The sequence below is a fragment of the Enterobacter sp. ECC-175 genome (assembly GCF_043968675.1).
GTDB lineage: Bacteria > Pseudomonadota > Gammaproteobacteria > Enterobacterales > Enterobacteriaceae > Enterobacter.
Window position 1 is genome coordinate 2,048,057 of sequence record NZ_CP143776.1, and the last position, 15,037, is coordinate 2,063,093.

The window sequence follows — 15,037 nt, forward strand, 5'->3', positions numbered from 1 at the left end:
TTTTGTAAAAGTGATAACGCGCCCGGGCGTTGTGGCTAATCTTTATGCCATATGCCGACAAAGGAGCGCGCCATGCATCGATCCTCGCTGATATTTATTCCCGCCCTGCTGTTTCCCGTTTCGCTTCTCGCCGCGCCCGACGCGGTCAAGGTTGAGGTGCTGCAAACCAAACTCGATCATCCCTGGTCTCTGGCGTTTTTGCCGGACGATAAGGGGCTGCTGGTCACCTTACGGGACGGGCAGCTTAAGCACTGGCAGGCGGGAAAAGGGCTTTCTGACCCTATCGTCGGCGTGCCGAAGGTCTGGGCGAACGGGCAGGGCGGGCTGCTTGACGTGGTGCTGGCGCCCGATTTTGAAACATCTCGTCGGATCTGGCTCAGCTATGCCGAAGCGGGCGATGACGGTAAGGCCGGAACGGCGGTCGGCTACGGTCGGCTGAGCGACGATCTCTCGCGCATTGAGGGGTTCCAGGTGGTGTTCCGCCAGATGCCGAAACTCTCTACCGGCAACCACTTTGGCGGGCGTCTGGCGTTTGACGGCAAAGGCCATTTATTCATTGGGCTTGGCGAGAACAATCAGCGCTCGACGGCGCAGGATCTCGACAAGCTGCAGGGTAAAGTGGTGCGCCTGACGGAAGACGGCAAGGTGCCGCCGGACAACCCGTTTGTGAAGACCGCCGGCGCGCGGCCGGAAATCTGGTCTTACGGCATTCGCAATCCGCAGGGCATGGCGATGAACCCGTGGAGCGACGCGCTATGGCTTAACGAGCATGGCCCGCGCGGCGGCGACGAGATTAACATTCCTGAGAAAGGGAAAAACTACGGCTGGCCGCTGGCGACCCACGGCATCAACTACAGCGGCCTGAAGATCCCCGAAGCCAAAGGCGAGCACGTTGAGGGGACGGAAAAGCCGCTGTTCGTCTGGAAAGTCTCGCCTGCCGTGAGCGGGATGGCGTTCTACAACAGCGACGTCTTTCCGCAGTGGAAGAACAAGCTGTTCGTCGGGGCGCTGAAGGAGAAGGACGTTATCGTGCTGAGCGTGGACGGCAATAAAGTGACCGAGGACGGGCGCATTCTGGGGGATAAAGACCAGCGCATCCGCGACGTGCGGGTCGGGCCGGACGGCTATCTGTACGTGTTGACCGATGAAACGGACGGGCAGCTCCTGAAGGTCAGCCCGTCCGGCACGTAATCAGCTGACCGGGATCATCACCACGTTCTGGTACGCCGGGCGCTCGCTGAGCTGCTTCAGCCAGCGCTCAAGGTGCGGGCGCGGCGTCCACTTCAGGCCCATGTTGGTCAGGTTCCAGACGAACGGCGCCACGGCAATATCCCCGACGCCAAAGGCATCACCGGAGAACCACGCGTGCTTCGCCAGCTCGTCATCCATCATCGCAAACAGCCCTTCACAGGCGTCCTGCGCGGCGTGGATGGCGGGGTAGTCTCGTTCGGGTTCCGGCGTGCGGATAAGCCCCATCAGGATCACGCGGTGGGTGGGAGAGAGCGTCTGGTTGGCCCAGTCCATCCACTTTTCACCCTGCGCGCGCTGCGCCGGGCTATCGACCCACAGGCGGCTTTGGCCATACTGAGCGGCAAGGTAACGCACAATGGTGTTCGATTCCCATAGCGTTACGTTGGTTTCTTCATCGCGCAGCAGCGGCACCAGGCCGTTTGGGTTCATGGCCAGATATTCAGCCTCTTTATTTACGCCAAACTCTAAACCGGCCATCACCTGCTCAAACGGTAAATCCAGCTCTTCCAGCGTCCACAGCACCTTCTTGACGTTGGTCGAGTTGTTCCTTCCCCACAGCGTAATCATCGTTATTCCTCAAAGAGTCAAACCCGAGAGCCGACATGGTGAGATAAACCCAACAATTACGCAACAAAGACGAAAAAAAACGCGTTAACCGAAGCGTAACCGGATGTTATTGCATAAACTTTAAAAACTTTACCTGGATTAGGTTTCTTTGAACGCTGTAGTGCGCTATTACTCATCGCTTCTTGCGACACGGTGATTGTGACGTGATTTAAGAAAGGACACTCGGGTGGCATTTATGACGCAAAAAACTTCTTCTCTGCGCAGCCTGGCGGCGGGCTCTGCGCTCCTTTTCCTGTTTGCTCCAACGGTTTATGCAGCTGAAACAACGGCTCCGGAAGCGCCTCCGGTGGATGCGCGCGCCTGGATTTTGATGGACTACGCCAGCGGTAAGGTGCTGGCGGAAGGTAACGCCGATGAGAAGCTCGACCCGGCCAGCCTGACCAAGATCATGACCAGCTACGTGGTGGGGCAGGCGCTGAAGGCGGGCAAAATTAAGCTCGACGATAAGGTAACCATCGGAAAAGATGCGTGGGCGACGGGTAACCCCGCGCTGCGCGGCTCGTCGGTAATGTTCCTCAAGCCGGGCGACCAGGTGTCGGTTTCCGACCTCAACAAAGGGGTGATAATCCAGTCGGGTAACGACGCCTGTATTGCGCTGGCGGATTACGTGGCGGGTAGCCAGGACTCTTTCATCGGGCTGATGAACGGTTACGCGCAGAAATTGGGCTTAACCAACACTACGTTTAAAACCGTCCACGGCCTGGACGCACCGGGCCAGTTCAGCACCGCCCGCGATATGGCGCTGCTGGGCAAGGCGTTGATCCACGACGTGCCTGAAGAGTATGCCATCCACAAAGAGAAAGAGTTCACCTTCAACAATATCCGCCAGCCGAACCGCAACCGCCTGCTGTGGAGCAGCAACGTTAACGTGGACGGGATGAAAACCGGCACCACCGCGGGCGCGGGCTACAACCTGGTGGCCTCCGCGACGCAGGGCGATATGCGCTTAATCTCGGTGGTGCTGGGCACGAAAACCGACCGCATTCGCTTTAACGAATCTGAAAAGCTGCTGACATGGGGCTTCCGCTTCTTTGAAACCGTTACGCCGATTAAGCCGGACGCAACCTTTATCACCCAGCGCGTCTGGTTTGGTGACAAGAGCGAAGTTAACCTTGGAGCAGGGGAAGCCGGTTCGGTGACCATTCCGCGCGGGCAGTTGAAAAACCTGAAGGCCAGCTTCACCCTGACGGAGCCACAGCTCACCGCGCCGCTGAAGAAAGGTCAGGTTGTCGGGACCATTGACTTCCAGCTTAACGGCAAATCCATCGAGCAGCGCCCGCTGATCGTGATGGAAGCGGTTGAAGAGGGGGGCTTCTTCAGCCGGATGTGGGACTTCGTGATGATGAAATTCCACGGATGGTTCGGCAGCTGGTTCAGCTAAGCATTTTTGCTTCTCACCCTCTCCCCGTGGAAGAGGGCCGGGGGGCGGGCATCAGGCCACCCCCCACTCAATACATCAACTTCACCTGCTGCGCTTTCGCATACGCCACCAGCTCGTCGTCCGGGCGGCAGTCGCTAACGATCGCGTCAAACTGCGCCAGCTCGCCCATCCTTGCCGGACGCACCTTGCCAAACTTACTGTGATCCACCACCAGCACGTGCTGCTGCGCCGCGTTGAGCGCCCAGTGCTTCACCGGCAGCTCTTCCAGGTTGAAGCAGGTTGCGCCCTGACGAACGCTGACGCCCGCAGCCGAATAAAACGCGATGTCCGGGCATAGATGGCCGAGCGTATCCTGCAGGTTAAGCGGCTTGAAGATGGCATTGCTGGCGTGGAACTCGCCGCCGCAGAGGATCACCCGGCACTCGGGCTTCTCCTGCAGGGCCAGAAAGGTGTTTAGCGAGTAGCAGACCGCGGTGAAGGGCATGCCGCTGTCGATCGCTTCGATAATCCAGGGCGTGGTGGTGCCGCAGTCAAAAAACAGCGTCTGGTGGGGCTGAACGAGGGAGGCGGCAAGACGCGCCGCTTTGCGTTTTTCTTCAACGAGGCGCGTTTTCTGATCGCTCAGCAGGTAGTGGCTGGCGGCGCGCGGCTCTAGCACGATATACCCGCCCAGCAGCACGACGGGCGCGCTGTCGCTGTTCAGATCGCGACGAATGGTCATCTCAGAAACGCCGAGCAGGGCGGCGGCCTCCTTGAGATGAAGCTTATCGCTGCGCTTCAGCGCCTGAATGAGCTGAGCAATGCGGTCATCGCGTCGTGTTTCCATAGTTCCTCGGGAATAAAAAAGTAAGCCCCCGCAGGGCGGGGGCTCAAGTGTAACCCGTAGGACCAGGGTTAGTCACGTATCCAGCCTTTGCGGATGGGCAGGGCAAACAGCACGCGATACAGCTGAGACAGCCCGCGATAAAGCGCCTGGCCAAACAGGTTCCACAGGATTGCCGCGCTGACGCAGCCGATCAATCCCACCAGGAATCCGCCGACCATGTCCAGCGGCCAGTGGACCCCCAGATAAACGCGTGACCACGCGATAGCGACCGCCGTTGCCATTAGCACCGCACCGGACCACAGGCGATGCCAGAAGAGGAAGGCCAGCGCAAAGGTGAAGATCACCGTGCCGTGGTCGCTCGGGAAGGAGTCGTCCGGCGCGTGGTGCAGGAAGGTATAGCCGACGTGGTCGACAAACGGACGGTCGTGCGGGAACGCGTGTCCCAGAATGAAGCTGGTCAGCACGCTGACGCCGATCGCCATGGAAACCTTAATCACCAGCTGGCGCTGCGCGCTGACCTGCTTGCGCGGCCCCCACAGCCAGAGAATGACCGCCAGAGCGGGAACGATGCTGATCAGGTCCCTTGCAACAAACGTGGCAAAATCAATCATCCACTCGGGTGAAGCCGGCGTAGCGTTAATCAGATAAAACAAACTGTAGTTGAGACTCTCTAACATACCCTCGTCACTCTTTTGCAAACCAGGCGGAAACAAGCCCGTAGACCGCCACCTGAGAAAACCAAACCCACCACCCGGCCCACAGGTTGTGAGAGAAAAAATGCGCCCCGCGCATCACCTGCCCATAGCCCATCGCCAGGCCCAGAACACTACCCAGCGCGACAAAGCCCCAGGCCAGACGCGGACGTTCGCGCCAGAAGGCAAAAAACAGCCCCATCACCATAAAGCCGCTGGAGGCGTGGCCGCCCGGGAAGCAGCGTCCGGGGCCGCTGTTGTCCGGCGCAGCGCTAAACAGCGGATAAGAGACCGCCTTGCCGCCGTACTCCACCAGGTCCCACGGGCAGCTGTGGTGGCTGATGCTTTTCAGCACGCCGACCACCAGGGCGCCGACGCCCATCAGCAGCGCGGCGGTGACCAGCCGCGCGTTGCGGCGGTAGGCGCCATAGATCAGCGCTACCGCGCCCAGCGCGATGGCGAGATATTTCGCCAGACGATGGTTCAGCAGATCCAGCAGCGCGTTTTGCTGCAGCGGGAAGCGGTGCGCTGCCGCGCCATACCAATAGCCTGTTATCCACCTGTCGAGCCCTTCATCGCGAGAAAGCCAGGTAAACAGAATGGCTAAGGCTAACAGCGTTAAAAGCTGATAACCATAAAAGCGCGTAGGCAAACGGTAAAGTTTTTTTGCCTTGGTTGTCTGCAACTTAGACAATTCTGAAGGGCTGGAAGTGTATGCCATAACCGGGGCCAATGACGTGAAATTAGCGCTATCATATTTGTGTCAAATTAAGGAAACCTTAAACGGCGACGATAAGTGCTTTATTTCTGTTATCCCTCGATAATTTGCTGTCTCAGACTGGGCCAATTCATTACACTCAACGCGATTTTTTCACCATAAAGAGATTGCATGACAAATCGTTCTTCTTCCGGTAACCGTCTGGGCCGTCAGGCGTTACTATTCCCCCTGTGTCTGGTGCTCTACGAATTTTCCACCTATATCGGCAACGATATGATCCAGCCCGGCATGCTGGCCGTGGTCGAGCAGTTCAACGCAGGGATTGAGTGGGTTCCCACCTCCATGACCGCCTATCTGGCAGGCGGCATGTTTTTGCAGTGGCTGCTGGGGCCGCTGTCGGATCGCATTGGCCGTCGTCCGGTGATGCTGACGGGCGTGGTGTGGTTTATCGTCACCTGTCTCGCCACGCTGCTGGCGCAGAATATTGAACAGTTCACCCTGCTGCGTTTTCTTCAGGGCGTCAGCCTGTGCTTTATCGGCGCGGTGGGTTATGCCGCCATTCAGGAGTCGTTTGAGGAGGCGGTGTGTATCAAAATCACCGCGCTGATGGCCAACGTGGCGCTGATTGCCCCGCTGCTGGGGCCGCTGGTAGGCGCCGCGTGGGTGCACGTCGCGCCGTGGGAGGGGATGTTTGTCCTCTTCGCCGCGCTTGCTGCCGTTTCCTTCTTTGGTCTGCACAGGGCGATGCCGGAAACCGCGACGCGGCTGGGCGAAAAGCTGTCGCTGAAAGAGCTGGGCCGGGACTATAAAGAAGTGCTAAAAAACGGCCGCTTTGTGGCGGGCGCGCTGGCGACGGGCTTTGTCAGCCTGCCGCTGCTGGCGTGGATTGCCCAGTCGCCGGTCATTATCATCAGCGGCGAAAAGCTGAGCAGCTACGAGTATGGCCTTTTACAGGTGCCGATTTTTGGCGCGCTGATCGTCGGTAACCTGGTGCTGGCGCGCCTGACCGCACGCCGCTCCGTGCGGTCGCTGATTATCATGGGCGGCTGGCCGATTGCCGCTGGCCTGATTGTGGCCGCGGTGGCGACCGTGGCGTCCTCCCACGCCTACCTGTGGATGACGGCGGGGCTGAGCATTTATGCCTTCGGCATCGGCGTGGCGAATGCCGGGCTGGTGCGCCTGACGCTGTTCGCTAGCGAAATGAGTAAAGGCACCGTGTCGGCAGCGATGGGGATGCTGCAGATGCTGATTTTCACCGTCGGCATTGAGGTGAGCAAACATGCTTACGCCTTCGGCGGTAACGGGCTGTTCAGCCTGTTCAACCTCGCCAACGGCGCGCTCTGGGTGGCGTTGATGGTGGTATTCCTGAAGGACAAGCGCGTAGGGAATGCCCTGCAACCTTAACCTGTTTATTCCCTCTCCCCTTTGGGGAGAGGGTCAGAGTGAGGGGAGAGGGCACCAAACCATACGGAATCAATTAAACGGCGCTTCCCCGTTCAGCGCTTTCTCAATCACGTCCAGGACGCCCTCATCGTTATTATGCGGCGCTTCGAAGCGGGCAACCGCCTTGATGTGCGGCCTGGCGTTCGCCATCGCGAAGCTAAATCCCGACTGGCGCAGCATTTCCACATCGTTGCCGCTGTCGCCAAATGCCACCACCTCATGGTCTTCAATGCCCCAGCGCTTCTGTAATATCTTCAGGCCGTTGGCCTTATGCACGCCGGGTATAATCAGGTCAATACTGCCGTGACCGGTGGTGACGGGCACCATGATGTCGCCCAGCTTTTCATGCAGCATTGCCTGAATGCGCGGGATTTCATCGTCAGACACGTTAAGGCCAAACTTAAAGAAAATGTCGTTCAGATTGTCGAAATTATCGACCTTTTCCAGACGATGATAATATTTCGCCGCCATAGCGTGGAAGCCGTCATGATACTGTTTCAGCGTATAGGCGCTGCCTTTGCCGCAGGCAATAATTTCAATTCCGGCAACGTCGCCTAGCAGGGTGGTCACGGTGTCAAAATCTTCTTTCGACAGCTCGCCGTTAAACACGTCTTCGCCAGCGCTGACCACCCAGCCGCCGTTTTCCGCCACGAAGGAAATCTCATGGGCGATCTCCGGGAAAAACGAAATCAGCTGGTAGTACTGGTTACCGCTGGCCACCACGAAGCGAATGCCTTGCGCCTTCATGCGCGCGTACTGCGCCAGAAAACGCGCGCGGTTGTAGGTTTTCGCGTCGCTCAGGAAGGTGCCATCCATGTCGACTGCAATCAGTTTAACGCTCATATCCCTTCTCCAGTGTCGTCTTTTCTGTTTCCGGCTTTGCCACCGCGCGGGCGACCAGCGCGGCGATCATTACCAATCCTAATACTACCAGCATGGCGCTGCGCAGCCCGTAGTGCTCGCCGAGGAAGCCAAGCAGCGGCGGGCCTACCAGGAAGGCAAGATAGCCGGTCGTGGCGACCACGCTGACGCGGGTTGGCGCGTCCGGCCCGGTATCGCTGGCGGCGGAAATTGTCAGCGGGAAGCCGAGCGAGGCGCCCAGCCCCCACAGGATCACCGAAACGCCGGCAATCCAGTCCACGTCCACAAAGATGATCATCGCGATGCCCAGCCCGCCCAGCAGGGCGCTGGCGCGTACCACCGCCACGCGGCTGTAGCGGTCAATAAACCAGCCGCCGGTAAAGCGCCCCACCGTCATGCCGAGCGTAAATCCGGCGTAAATCAGCGAGCCGGATGTCGGGCTAAACCCGTGGCCATCCACCATCAGCAGCGGCAGCCAGTCGTTGGCCGAGCCCTCGGCGAAGGCCATCGCCAGCACCACCACGCCAATCAGCATCAGCTGGAAATCGCGGTAAAAGGGCAGCCCTTTTTCAGCCGATTTCTGTTCTTCAGCGGAGTTTTTTCCCGTGCCGTCGGGGATCGCCCGAATGCCGGTCACAATCGGAATAATGCAGACCAGGGCCGCCAGCAGAATGTGCAGATTGGCGGCGATGCCAAACGCCGTCAGCGCCATGCCGACGCCCGCGCCCGCCAGCGTGCCGAGGCTGTAAAAGCCGTGCATCATCGGCAGGACGGTTTTGTCCATTTCGCGCTCAACGGCAGCGCCTTCAACGTTAATCCCCACCTCTGCCGCGCCGAAGCTGCCGCCAAAGACCGTGAGCCCGAGGGCGAATATCAGAGGAGAAGCAAACCACAGCGCGACGCTGAGCACCATCATGCCCAGCACCGCGCAGCACATGGTGGTGCGGATCACCGCTCGGGTGCCGAAGCGCTTGACCAGCCAGGCCGAACACAGGATGCCGCTCATCGAGCCTATCGACAGGCCAAACAGCACGATGCCCATCTCCGCAGTCGAGACGGAGAGAATGTCGCGAATGGCAGGCGTCCGCGTGGCCCAGGAGGCCATCAGCAGCCCTGGAATAAAGAAGAACATAAACAGCGCCCACATGCGCAGCTGCAGGGCCTTACGAGGAGAGGTCAAGGTCATTGGGGTCAATACCGGAAGTACAACAGTAGCGACAACACTAGCAAGTATGTGTACATTTGTACATAAACTACGTGAGGATTTTATGAGCAGACCCCCGAACGACCCTCAACGCCGCGAGAAGATCCTTCAGGCGACGCTGGACACCATTGCCGGGCATGGCGTCCACGCGGTCACGCATCGCAAAATTGCCAGCCGTGCGGGCGTGCCGCTGGGCTCGATGACCTACTATTTTGACGGCATGGAGCAGCTTATCGAGGAGGCGTTCGTCTGGTTCACCCTGCAAATGTCGAAGCAGTATCGTGATTTTTTTGCAGGCGTCACCGGGCCAGAGATGGCCTGCGAATCCATCACCACCCTGATCCACAGCTCAGAGGTGACTACGCCGCAGAATATGGCGCTGATGTACCAGCTTTATGCCTTAATGTACCGCAGCGCGGCGCTTAAAACGGTGATGCAGGACTGGATGAAAATGAGCCAGGAAACGCTCGGGCAGTGGTTCGACCCGGTGACCACCCGCGCGCTGGACGCGTTCATTGAGGGAATGACGCTACACTTCGTGACGGACAGGCAGCCGCTGTCTCGGGAGGAGATCCGCGCGATGGTGGGACGGATTGCGGGGGAAAGCGGCCGCTAGCGTGCCGCTTGTCCGCATCACGGCCTGAGGATTTTTTTCCCGGCGGCGTCGATCACCGCTTCACCGTCTTCCTTGCTGAAAGCCCCTTTTTGCGCATCCGGCAGGATCTCCAGCACCATCTCCGAAGGCCGGCAAAGGCGGGTGCCGAGCGGCGTAACCACAATCGGTCGGTTAATCAAAATCGGATGTTGCAGCATGAAGTCAACGATCGCATCGTCTGGGATGCTTTCATCGGCCAGCCCGAGCTGCGCGTACGGCTCGACGTTTTTGCGCAGCAGATCGCGCACGGAAATACCGATATCGGCAATCAGCTTTACCAGCTCGACCCGCGACGGCGGGTTCTCGAGGTAAAGGACAACGTCCGGCTCAACGCCGCTGTTGCGGATCATCTCCAGCGTGTTGCGGGACGTGCCGCACGCCGGGTTGTGATAGATAGTGATGTGGCTCATAGGAGGTGCTCGCTATAGGGTAAAAGAGAGACGTAACGCCAGCGCGGCGAGCGTCACAAACAGAACGGGCAGGGTCATGATAATCCCCGTTCGGAAATAGTATCCCCACGTAATGGTGATATTTTTCTGCGCCAGCACGTGCAGCCAGAGCAGGGTAGCAAGGCTGCCGATTGGCGTGATTTTCGGCCCCAAATCGCAGCCAATCACGTTGGCATAAATCATCGCCTCTTTAATCACGCCCGTCGCCGTGCTGCCGTCGATGGACAGCGCGCCAATCAGCACCGTAGGCATGTTGTTCATGATTGATGACAGAAACGCGGTGATGAACCCCGTCCCCAGCGTGGTTGCCCACAGCCCGTGCGCCGCCAGCAGGTTCAGCACGCCTGAAAGCGCGTCCGTTAACCCGGCATTTCGCAAGCCATACACCACCAGATACATCCCCAGCGAGAAGATCACGATCTGCCAGGGCGCGCCGTGCAGCACCTTTCCGGTATTAATGGCGTGGCCGCGCTTTGCGACGGCATACAACACCAGCGCGCCGACGGTAGCGATGGCGCTGACCGGCACGCCGAGAGGTTCAAGAACGAAGAAGCCGACCAGCAAAAGAACCAGAACAACCCAGCCCGTTCTGAAGGTGGGGAGATCGTTAATCGCCAGGGCGGGCCGTTTGAGCTTGTCCAGGTCGTAGACCGGCGGAATGTCTTTACGGAAGAACAGGTGCAGCATCACCAGCGTGGCGGCGATGGCCGCGATATCTACCGGGATCATCACCGACGCGTACTCCGTGAACCCGAGCGTAAAGAAGTCTGCGGAGACGATATTCACCAGGTTAGAGACGATCAAAGGCAGGCTGGCGGTGTCCGCGATAAATCCGGCCGCCATCACGAAGGCCAGCGTGGACCGCGTGCTGAATCCAAGCGCCAGCAGCATCGCGATGACGATAGGCGTCAGGATCAGCGCCGCGCCATCGTTGGCAAAGAGCGCGGCCACGGCGGCGCCCAGCAGCACGATATAGCTGAACAGCAGCCGACCCCGCCCTTTACCCCAGCGCGAAACGTGCAGTGCCGCCCATTCGAAAAAGCCGGACTCATCCAGCAGCAGGCTGATGATGATGACCGCAATAAAGGTTGCCGTGGCGTTCCAGACGATATTCCACACCACCGGAATATCGCTAAGCTCAATGACTCCGAAGGCCAGCGCCAGCGCGGCTCCAATGGCGGCGCTCCAGCCGATGCTGAGCCCCCTCGGCTGCCAGATAACCAGAATCAGCGTGAAGAGAAAAATCGCACCTGCCAGAAACATGATTGGCTCCATTACATCTGTTTTAATGAATGTGTTTGTTGTTTAACACGCACCGCGCTGGAGGGTTTTAAGCTTTGATCGAATCTCGTCCCGCAGGCAGTTCCAGGCGCTGTCGATACTCGCCGCCGCCCACGCGGGCATGGTGGGGGACAGGCGGTAATAAATCCATTTCCCTTCCCGGCGATCGCTGACAAGGCCTGACTCACGCAGTATGGCCATATGCCTTGAGACTTTGGGCTGCGCTTCCTCTGTGGCAGAACAAATTTCGCAAACGCACAGTTCTCCGGCCTCGCGAAGCAGCATGACGATGGCTAAACGGGTTTCATCAGAAAGCGTTTTGAAAAGCTGAAGCGGGTGGTGCATCGGATGCCTCGCGGTTAGAGGGGTTACACATATGGTAAATCATATGTGTTTGGTTGCATAGAGGGAAAGCTGAGGGGAATTTCAGGCAACAAAAAAAATATTTATGTAAACGAGTTAGTTAAAACAACGACTTGAAAGATAATCAATAAGTTAGGTTAGTGGTAAGGAGTGGCGATTACGGGGCAATGCCAACCGCTGCTGCCACTTTGTCGCCACTTGGATCATCATGACTTACTTTAAACGCCAGGGGCCTTTCTCCTCGACTTGCTCCACCATTCCCTCTGACTCAAGTTCGCGGAGAAGGGCTACTGCCCAGTATTGTTGCTGTGTACTTGGGGCTTTAGGGTAATCTCCCCAGTCCAGACCGCAGAGACGAAATACTTCTGCTTGCTTAACGCCTTTACCATTTATGCGTCCATCAGGATGCTTTGCCAAAGCAGAAAGAGCTAATTCTTTAGCTTTTGTTCGAAGTTCTAAGCCCTGTTTCTGTAAATCATTCATAATCAATCTCCCTGATAATCAAGACCATCCTAATGATACTCCGCGAATGTCAGGCGCGCACGTGAACTGCATCTAAGGGTGTTTGACCCATGGTTTCCAGGGGATTAAAGCATAGGGCCGTTTCCAGTTGATCGGGCGCGAGGTGGGCATAGCGCAGAACGTGGGCGAGTTGACCGCGTGGGAGCACGATAGAGGTCTTATCCATTACGGATAAAAACTGGAAATAGCAGGCGGTAAAAATCCTAAAGCCATCTAGAGCTATGAACTGTTAATGCTCACTACGCCGGAGGGACAGCATTCGCAGGTCCATTTTCACAAGTCGAGTTTCGTACTTCCATAAAAAAGCCCTCATGTCTGAGGGCTAAATTTGACTGTGTGTATAAACAGTGGTCGGCGTATAATTATGTGAAATCACCTATGTCAGGCAACAACGAGTTCTTCGTTAGCAACCTGCGCGGCCGATCGTTCATTCTCAATTGCTAGAGACTCTCTATATTCTTTGGCATTTGCAAACATCGTCCAGTGTGCATCGATATTCAAATTGGTTACAGTTGATTTAATTTCTTTAATGCCAACATTAAAGAACTCCTTCCGTGAATTAACCTTGTTAACCTGTTTTTCATTAAATACTTTATGCAGATGATTCTCTAATGCAGGCGCATCATCACTGTAAATCATTGCATGTACATCAAAGGCGAATGGAACACTGGCATCACTAAGTTCACGAACACGGTCTAGAGGTTCAAGGCGACGCGTCATACCAATTTTGTAAACATCTTCACCGAACGAGCCTATATTACTTATAACATATACATGTCCTGAGCGAGTTTGCTGAGCCATCGAAATAGCACGCTGATTTTTGGCTTCAGCCTCTTCGTATTTAATTTGTAATTCAGCCAATTTCTGCTCAAGAGCGAGTCTTTGCTCTTCACCTGCAAGCATCAACTCTTTAGTAGCCTTGTCTATAGCCTGCTGAATTGTTTTCTCTTCTTTCTCGGCTTCTTTTATCGCTCTTTCGTACTCTCGACGTGCTTTTTCTTCTTCGCGCAACTGCTCTTTAATACGCCTTTGTTCTTCTTTTTCTTCGAGCATAATTTCATTAACGGCAACGCCCCATTTTAGTTCGTTGAGTCGGGCTTGTAAGTATATATCAGTGATCTTGGCCGACCTAAAAGCTGAACCGTTGTAATTCACAAGCTGAAATGCGTCTTTAATTTCTTGGGAAAGTTTACCGTAATTGTTATGTTTGATCTTAGAAAGCGTACTATCAACTTTTCCGTTGAACGCATCTAACACAAATTTTATTGCAGTGTTACGTCTGCTAGGTTCGACGTAATCACAACTTGCAGCTTTGCTCGTTTTGATTAGAGACTTTGTTAGCTCTCTGGCTTTTTGTAGCTCTCTGCCTGCATCAGTAAATTCATAATTCTCAGCAAGTTCATCCAGAACGCTTCGGTTTGGAATAATCCATTCATCACCGTACCCTTCTATCTTATTTTTCATTGACTTGGCTACAGCTTGGTAGGTTTCTGCAAATTCTTTTGCTTCATATGCTGAGCCGGCGATTTCTTTTGCTCTGCTCTCTGCATCTGCAACTATTTTCATTGCATTATCATTAGCATTAGAGATTAGCTCATCGGCCCTGCTATTGGCGTTATCCAAGCGCTCCTTGGCTTTTAAACGAGCATCGCGAGCGTCTTTAGTTATTACAACTGCTTCATTATTAGCATTACTTAACGTTAGTTGGGCTTTGTTTTTTGCTTCTAAAACGATGTTTGAAGCTTTAAGGTGTGCTTCATTTACTGTTTTTTGGGCAATAGAGTCAGCTGTTTTTATCGTCTTTTTTGCATCCAGGACCGCGCTATGCAGCTCTTCATACTGCCATAATGGAGCCGCTCTTCCTTCCAGCTCTGAATACTGTCTTATAACGTTGGCTAAATTTTCTTTACTTTGATTCAATTCACTCGAAAGAGCCGCCTTTCGATCATTAAGCGCTTCGATCTCGACCTTATGTTGTTTACTCTTGTTGAACAAAATCGCTGTGAGGATGGGGGCGAGTAAGGCGAACAACAAAACTAAAATTAGAAAAAAATCCATTTCTAAACCCTATTACTGAATCAGTGTGAAAATGTTGTGCTTCTTATGTGAGGTGTATCTTGTGGATCTAATAAAGCACACTCAAATTGTCTTCTGCAGCAGAAATTTTAATCATTCCTATCGGCAGCCTTGTAATCATTCTAACGGAGTGGTTTCCATCACTATTGATCAAGTAGTGCCTATCTAGCACTTTTATTAATTTTTGATCGAAAATGTACGGGGCAGGCCATCATAAACATTATCTGAAGATAAAAGATTGGTAGGAGGATATGATGAGTTAACACGCAAGAAGCATCTTCAACTATTTTGGATATCAGTGAGAACAAATGAGCCAGTTTTTCAATTGTTGCTCTTTTTGTACATTGTTTTATACCGTACCTTGTGGTTAACCAAATGAGAGATTAGCCGGTTTAAGCGCGCAATGACATGTGTTGATCACCAAGTTATGTGCCGAGTTTTTTGCGCTGGGATGATGCAGGCGCTGTTGCTTTGGTTGAATTGTTGCACGCGATTGAAACGGCTTAAGGCGAAGATTTTGCAGCCAGGATAAAGCGCTGCCGCCACTTTGTGGTCATGTATGGAAAAGTGGGTCTGTAAGGGATTGATTTACCGGGTAGAAAATTCAGGCAACAAAAAACCCATCAACCTTGAACCAAAACGGCGGGGTTGATGGGCTCCACAAATTGGGGACATCAAAGAAAAGCAG

Annotated in this window: 16 protein-coding genes and 1 pseudogene; 4 read left to right on the forward strand and 13 right to left on the reverse strand. The window is 55.2% G+C overall.

The annotated features are described in order from the left end of the window. Positions 1-72: 72 nt before the first annotated feature. The gene (locus V1599_RS09665) at positions 73-1,191 is read left to right on the forward strand and encodes a PQQ-dependent sugar dehydrogenase (RefSeq protein ID WP_395301447.1); all 1,119 of its coding nucleotides are present in this window, start codon (positions 73-75) and stop codon (positions 1,189-1,191) included. Here V1599_RS09665 and V1599_RS09670 read toward each other — a convergent pair whose 3' ends face one another. Continuing rightward, positions 1,192-1,818 (reverse strand): glutathione S-transferase family protein, encoded by a 627-nt coding sequence (locus V1599_RS09670; RefSeq protein ID WP_112012219.1) that lies wholly within the window; start codon positions 1,816-1,818, stop codon positions 1,192-1,194. It lies immediately after the preceding gene. Between the two features lie 235 nt (positions 1,819-2,053). Between V1599_RS09670 and dacC the strand changes: the two genes are divergently transcribed. Next, positions 2,054-3,259, forward strand: coding sequence for a serine-type D-Ala-D-Ala carboxypeptidase (gene dacC / locus V1599_RS09675; RefSeq protein WP_395301448.1), 1,206 nt, complete (start codon positions 2,054-2,056; stop codon positions 3,257-3,259). Positions 3,260-3,326: 67 nt separating this feature from the next. Here the strand turns inward: dacC and deoR are convergent, their stop codons facing one another. From deoR to V1599_RS09690, 3 genes are all read right to left on the reverse strand, one after another. Then, complete coding sequence (gene deoR, locus V1599_RS09680; protein ID WP_112012220.1) at positions 3,327-4,085, reverse strand: DNA-binding transcriptional repressor DeoR; 759 nt, start codon at positions 4,083-4,085, stop codon at positions 3,327-3,329. 68 nt (positions 4,086-4,153) lie between these two features. Next, entirely contained in the window at positions 4,154-4,762 is a 609-nt protein-coding gene (gene ybjG / locus V1599_RS09685) for an undecaprenyl-diphosphate phosphatase (protein WP_112012221.1), read from the reverse strand. Between the two features lie 7 nt (positions 4,763-4,769). Beyond that, positions 4,770-5,498: a phosphatase PAP2 family protein gene (locus V1599_RS09690; RefSeq protein WP_395301449.1), complete on the reverse strand. Its 729-nt coding sequence runs from the start codon at positions 5,496-5,498 to the stop codon at positions 4,770-4,772. A gap of 168 nt (positions 5,499-5,666) precedes the next feature. Here V1599_RS09690 and V1599_RS09695 point away from each other — a divergent pair, with 168 nt between their 5' ends. After that, positions 5,667-6,899, forward strand: a complete 1,233-nt coding sequence (locus V1599_RS09695; protein ID WP_112012223.1) for an MFS transporter — start codon at positions 5,667-5,669, stop codon at positions 6,897-6,899. Positions 6,900-6,968: 69 nt separating this feature from the next. On the opposite strand, the gene V1599_RS09700 is transcribed toward V1599_RS09695, so the two are convergent. After that, positions 6,969-7,781, reverse strand: a complete 813-nt coding sequence (locus V1599_RS09700) for a Cof-type HAD-IIB family hydrolase (protein ID WP_395301450.1) — start codon at positions 7,779-7,781, stop codon at positions 6,969-6,971. Beyond that, the gene (locus V1599_RS09705) at positions 7,771-8,985 is read right to left on the reverse strand and encodes an MFS transporter (RefSeq protein WP_112012225.1); all 1,215 of its coding nucleotides are present in this window, start codon (positions 8,983-8,985) and stop codon (positions 7,771-7,773) included. Before V1599_RS09705 ends, V1599_RS09700 begins: the two co-directional genes overlap by 11 nt. 82 nt (positions 8,986-9,067) lie before the next feature. Here V1599_RS09705 and V1599_RS09710 point away from each other — a divergent pair, with 82 nt between their 5' ends. Beyond that, positions 9,068-9,619: a TetR/AcrR family transcriptional regulator gene (locus V1599_RS09710; protein WP_395301451.1), complete on the forward strand. Its 552-nt coding sequence runs from the start codon at positions 9,068-9,070 to the stop codon at positions 9,617-9,619. 17 nt (positions 9,620-9,636) lie between these two features. Here V1599_RS09710 and arsC read toward each other — a convergent pair whose 3' ends face one another. The 7 genes and pseudogenes from arsC to V1599_RS09745 form a co-directional block, all read right to left on the reverse strand. Beyond that, positions 9,637-10,068, reverse strand: coding sequence for a glutaredoxin-dependent arsenate reductase (arsC, locus tag V1599_RS09715; protein WP_395301452.1), 432 nt, complete (start codon positions 10,066-10,068; stop codon positions 9,637-9,639). 12 nt (positions 10,069-10,080) lie between these two features. Further along, the gene (locus V1599_RS09720) at positions 10,081-11,370 is read right to left on the reverse strand and encodes an arsenic transporter (RefSeq protein ID WP_395301453.1); all 1,290 of its coding nucleotides are present in this window, start codon (positions 11,368-11,370) and stop codon (positions 10,081-10,083) included. Between the two features lie 42 nt (positions 11,371-11,412). Beyond that, positions 11,413-11,733, reverse strand: coding sequence for a metalloregulator ArsR/SmtB family transcription factor (locus V1599_RS09725; protein ID WP_395301454.1), 321 nt, complete (start codon positions 11,731-11,733; stop codon positions 11,413-11,415). 231 nt (positions 11,734-11,964) lie between these two features. Next, positions 11,965-12,234: a hypothetical protein gene (locus V1599_RS09730; protein WP_112012230.1), complete on the reverse strand. Its 270-nt coding sequence runs from the start codon at positions 12,232-12,234 to the stop codon at positions 11,965-11,967. 49 nt (positions 12,235-12,283) lie between these two features. Beyond that, positions 12,284-12,502, reverse strand: a pseudogene (locus tag V1599_RS09735) (site-specific integrase); the annotation flags it as partial. Between the two features lie 152 nt (positions 12,503-12,654). After that, positions 12,655-14,331: a DUF4041 domain-containing protein gene (locus V1599_RS09740; RefSeq protein ID WP_395301455.1), complete on the reverse strand. Its 1,677-nt coding sequence runs from the start codon at positions 14,329-14,331 to the stop codon at positions 12,655-12,657. 67 nt (positions 14,332-14,398) lie between these two features. Next, positions 14,399-14,545 carry a hypothetical protein gene (locus V1599_RS09745; RefSeq protein ID WP_395301568.1) on the reverse strand — a complete coding sequence of 49 codons (147 nt, stop codon included), beginning with the start codon at positions 14,543-14,545 and terminating at the stop codon, positions 14,399-14,401. Positions 14,546-15,037: the final 492 nt, after the last annotated feature.

Excerpts from the sequence above, each read along its gene's own strand:
- V1599_RS09665 (WP_395301447.1), top strand. The coding sequence starts at position 73 with ATGCATCGATCCTCGCTGATATTTATTCCCGCCCTGCTGTTTCCCGTT.
- V1599_RS09670 (WP_112012219.1), bottom strand. The coding sequence starts at position 1,818 with ATGATTACGCTGTGGGGAAGGAACAACTCGACCAACGTCAAGAAGGTG.
- dacC (WP_395301448.1), top strand. The coding sequence starts at position 2,054 with ATGACGCAAAAAACTTCTTCTCTGCGCAGCCTGGCGGCGGGCTCTGCG.
- deoR (WP_112012220.1), bottom strand. The coding sequence starts at position 4,085 with ATGGAAACACGACGCGATGACCGCATTGCTCAGCTCATTCAGGCGCTG.
- ybjG (WP_112012221.1), bottom strand. The coding sequence starts at position 4,762 with ATGTTAGAGAGTCTCAACTACAGTTTGTTTTATCTGATTAACGCTACG.
- V1599_RS09690 (WP_395301449.1), bottom strand. The coding sequence starts at position 5,498 with ATGGCATACACTTCCAGCCCTTCAGAATTGTCTAAGTTGCAGACAACC.
- V1599_RS09695 (WP_112012223.1), top strand. The coding sequence starts at position 5,667 with ATGACAAATCGTTCTTCTTCCGGTAACCGTCTGGGCCGTCAGGCGTTA.
- V1599_RS09700 (WP_395301450.1), bottom strand. The coding sequence starts at position 7,781 with ATGAGCGTTAAACTGATTGCAGTCGACATGGATGGCACCTTCCTGAGC.
- V1599_RS09705 (WP_112012225.1), bottom strand. The coding sequence starts at position 8,985 with ATGACCTTGACCTCTCCTCGTAAGGCCCTGCAGCTGCGCATGTGGGCG.
- V1599_RS09710 (WP_395301451.1), top strand. The coding sequence starts at position 9,068 with ATGAGCAGACCCCCGAACGACCCTCAACGCCGCGAGAAGATCCTTCAG.
- arsC (WP_395301452.1), bottom strand. The coding sequence starts at position 10,068 with ATGAGCCACATCACTATCTATCACAACCCGGCGTGCGGCACGTCCCGC.
- V1599_RS09720 (WP_395301453.1), bottom strand. The coding sequence starts at position 11,370 with ATGTTTCTGGCAGGTGCGATTTTTCTCTTCACGCTGATTCTGGTTATC.
- V1599_RS09725 (WP_395301454.1), bottom strand. The coding sequence starts at position 11,733 with ATGCACCACCCGCTTCAGCTTTTCAAAACGCTTTCTGATGAAACCCGT.
- V1599_RS09730 (WP_112012230.1), bottom strand. The coding sequence starts at position 12,234 with ATGAATGATTTACAGAAACAGGGCTTAGAACTTCGAACAAAAGCTAAA.
- V1599_RS09740 (WP_395301455.1), bottom strand. The coding sequence starts at position 14,331 with ATGGATTTTTTTCTAATTTTAGTTTTGTTGTTCGCCTTACTCGCCCCC.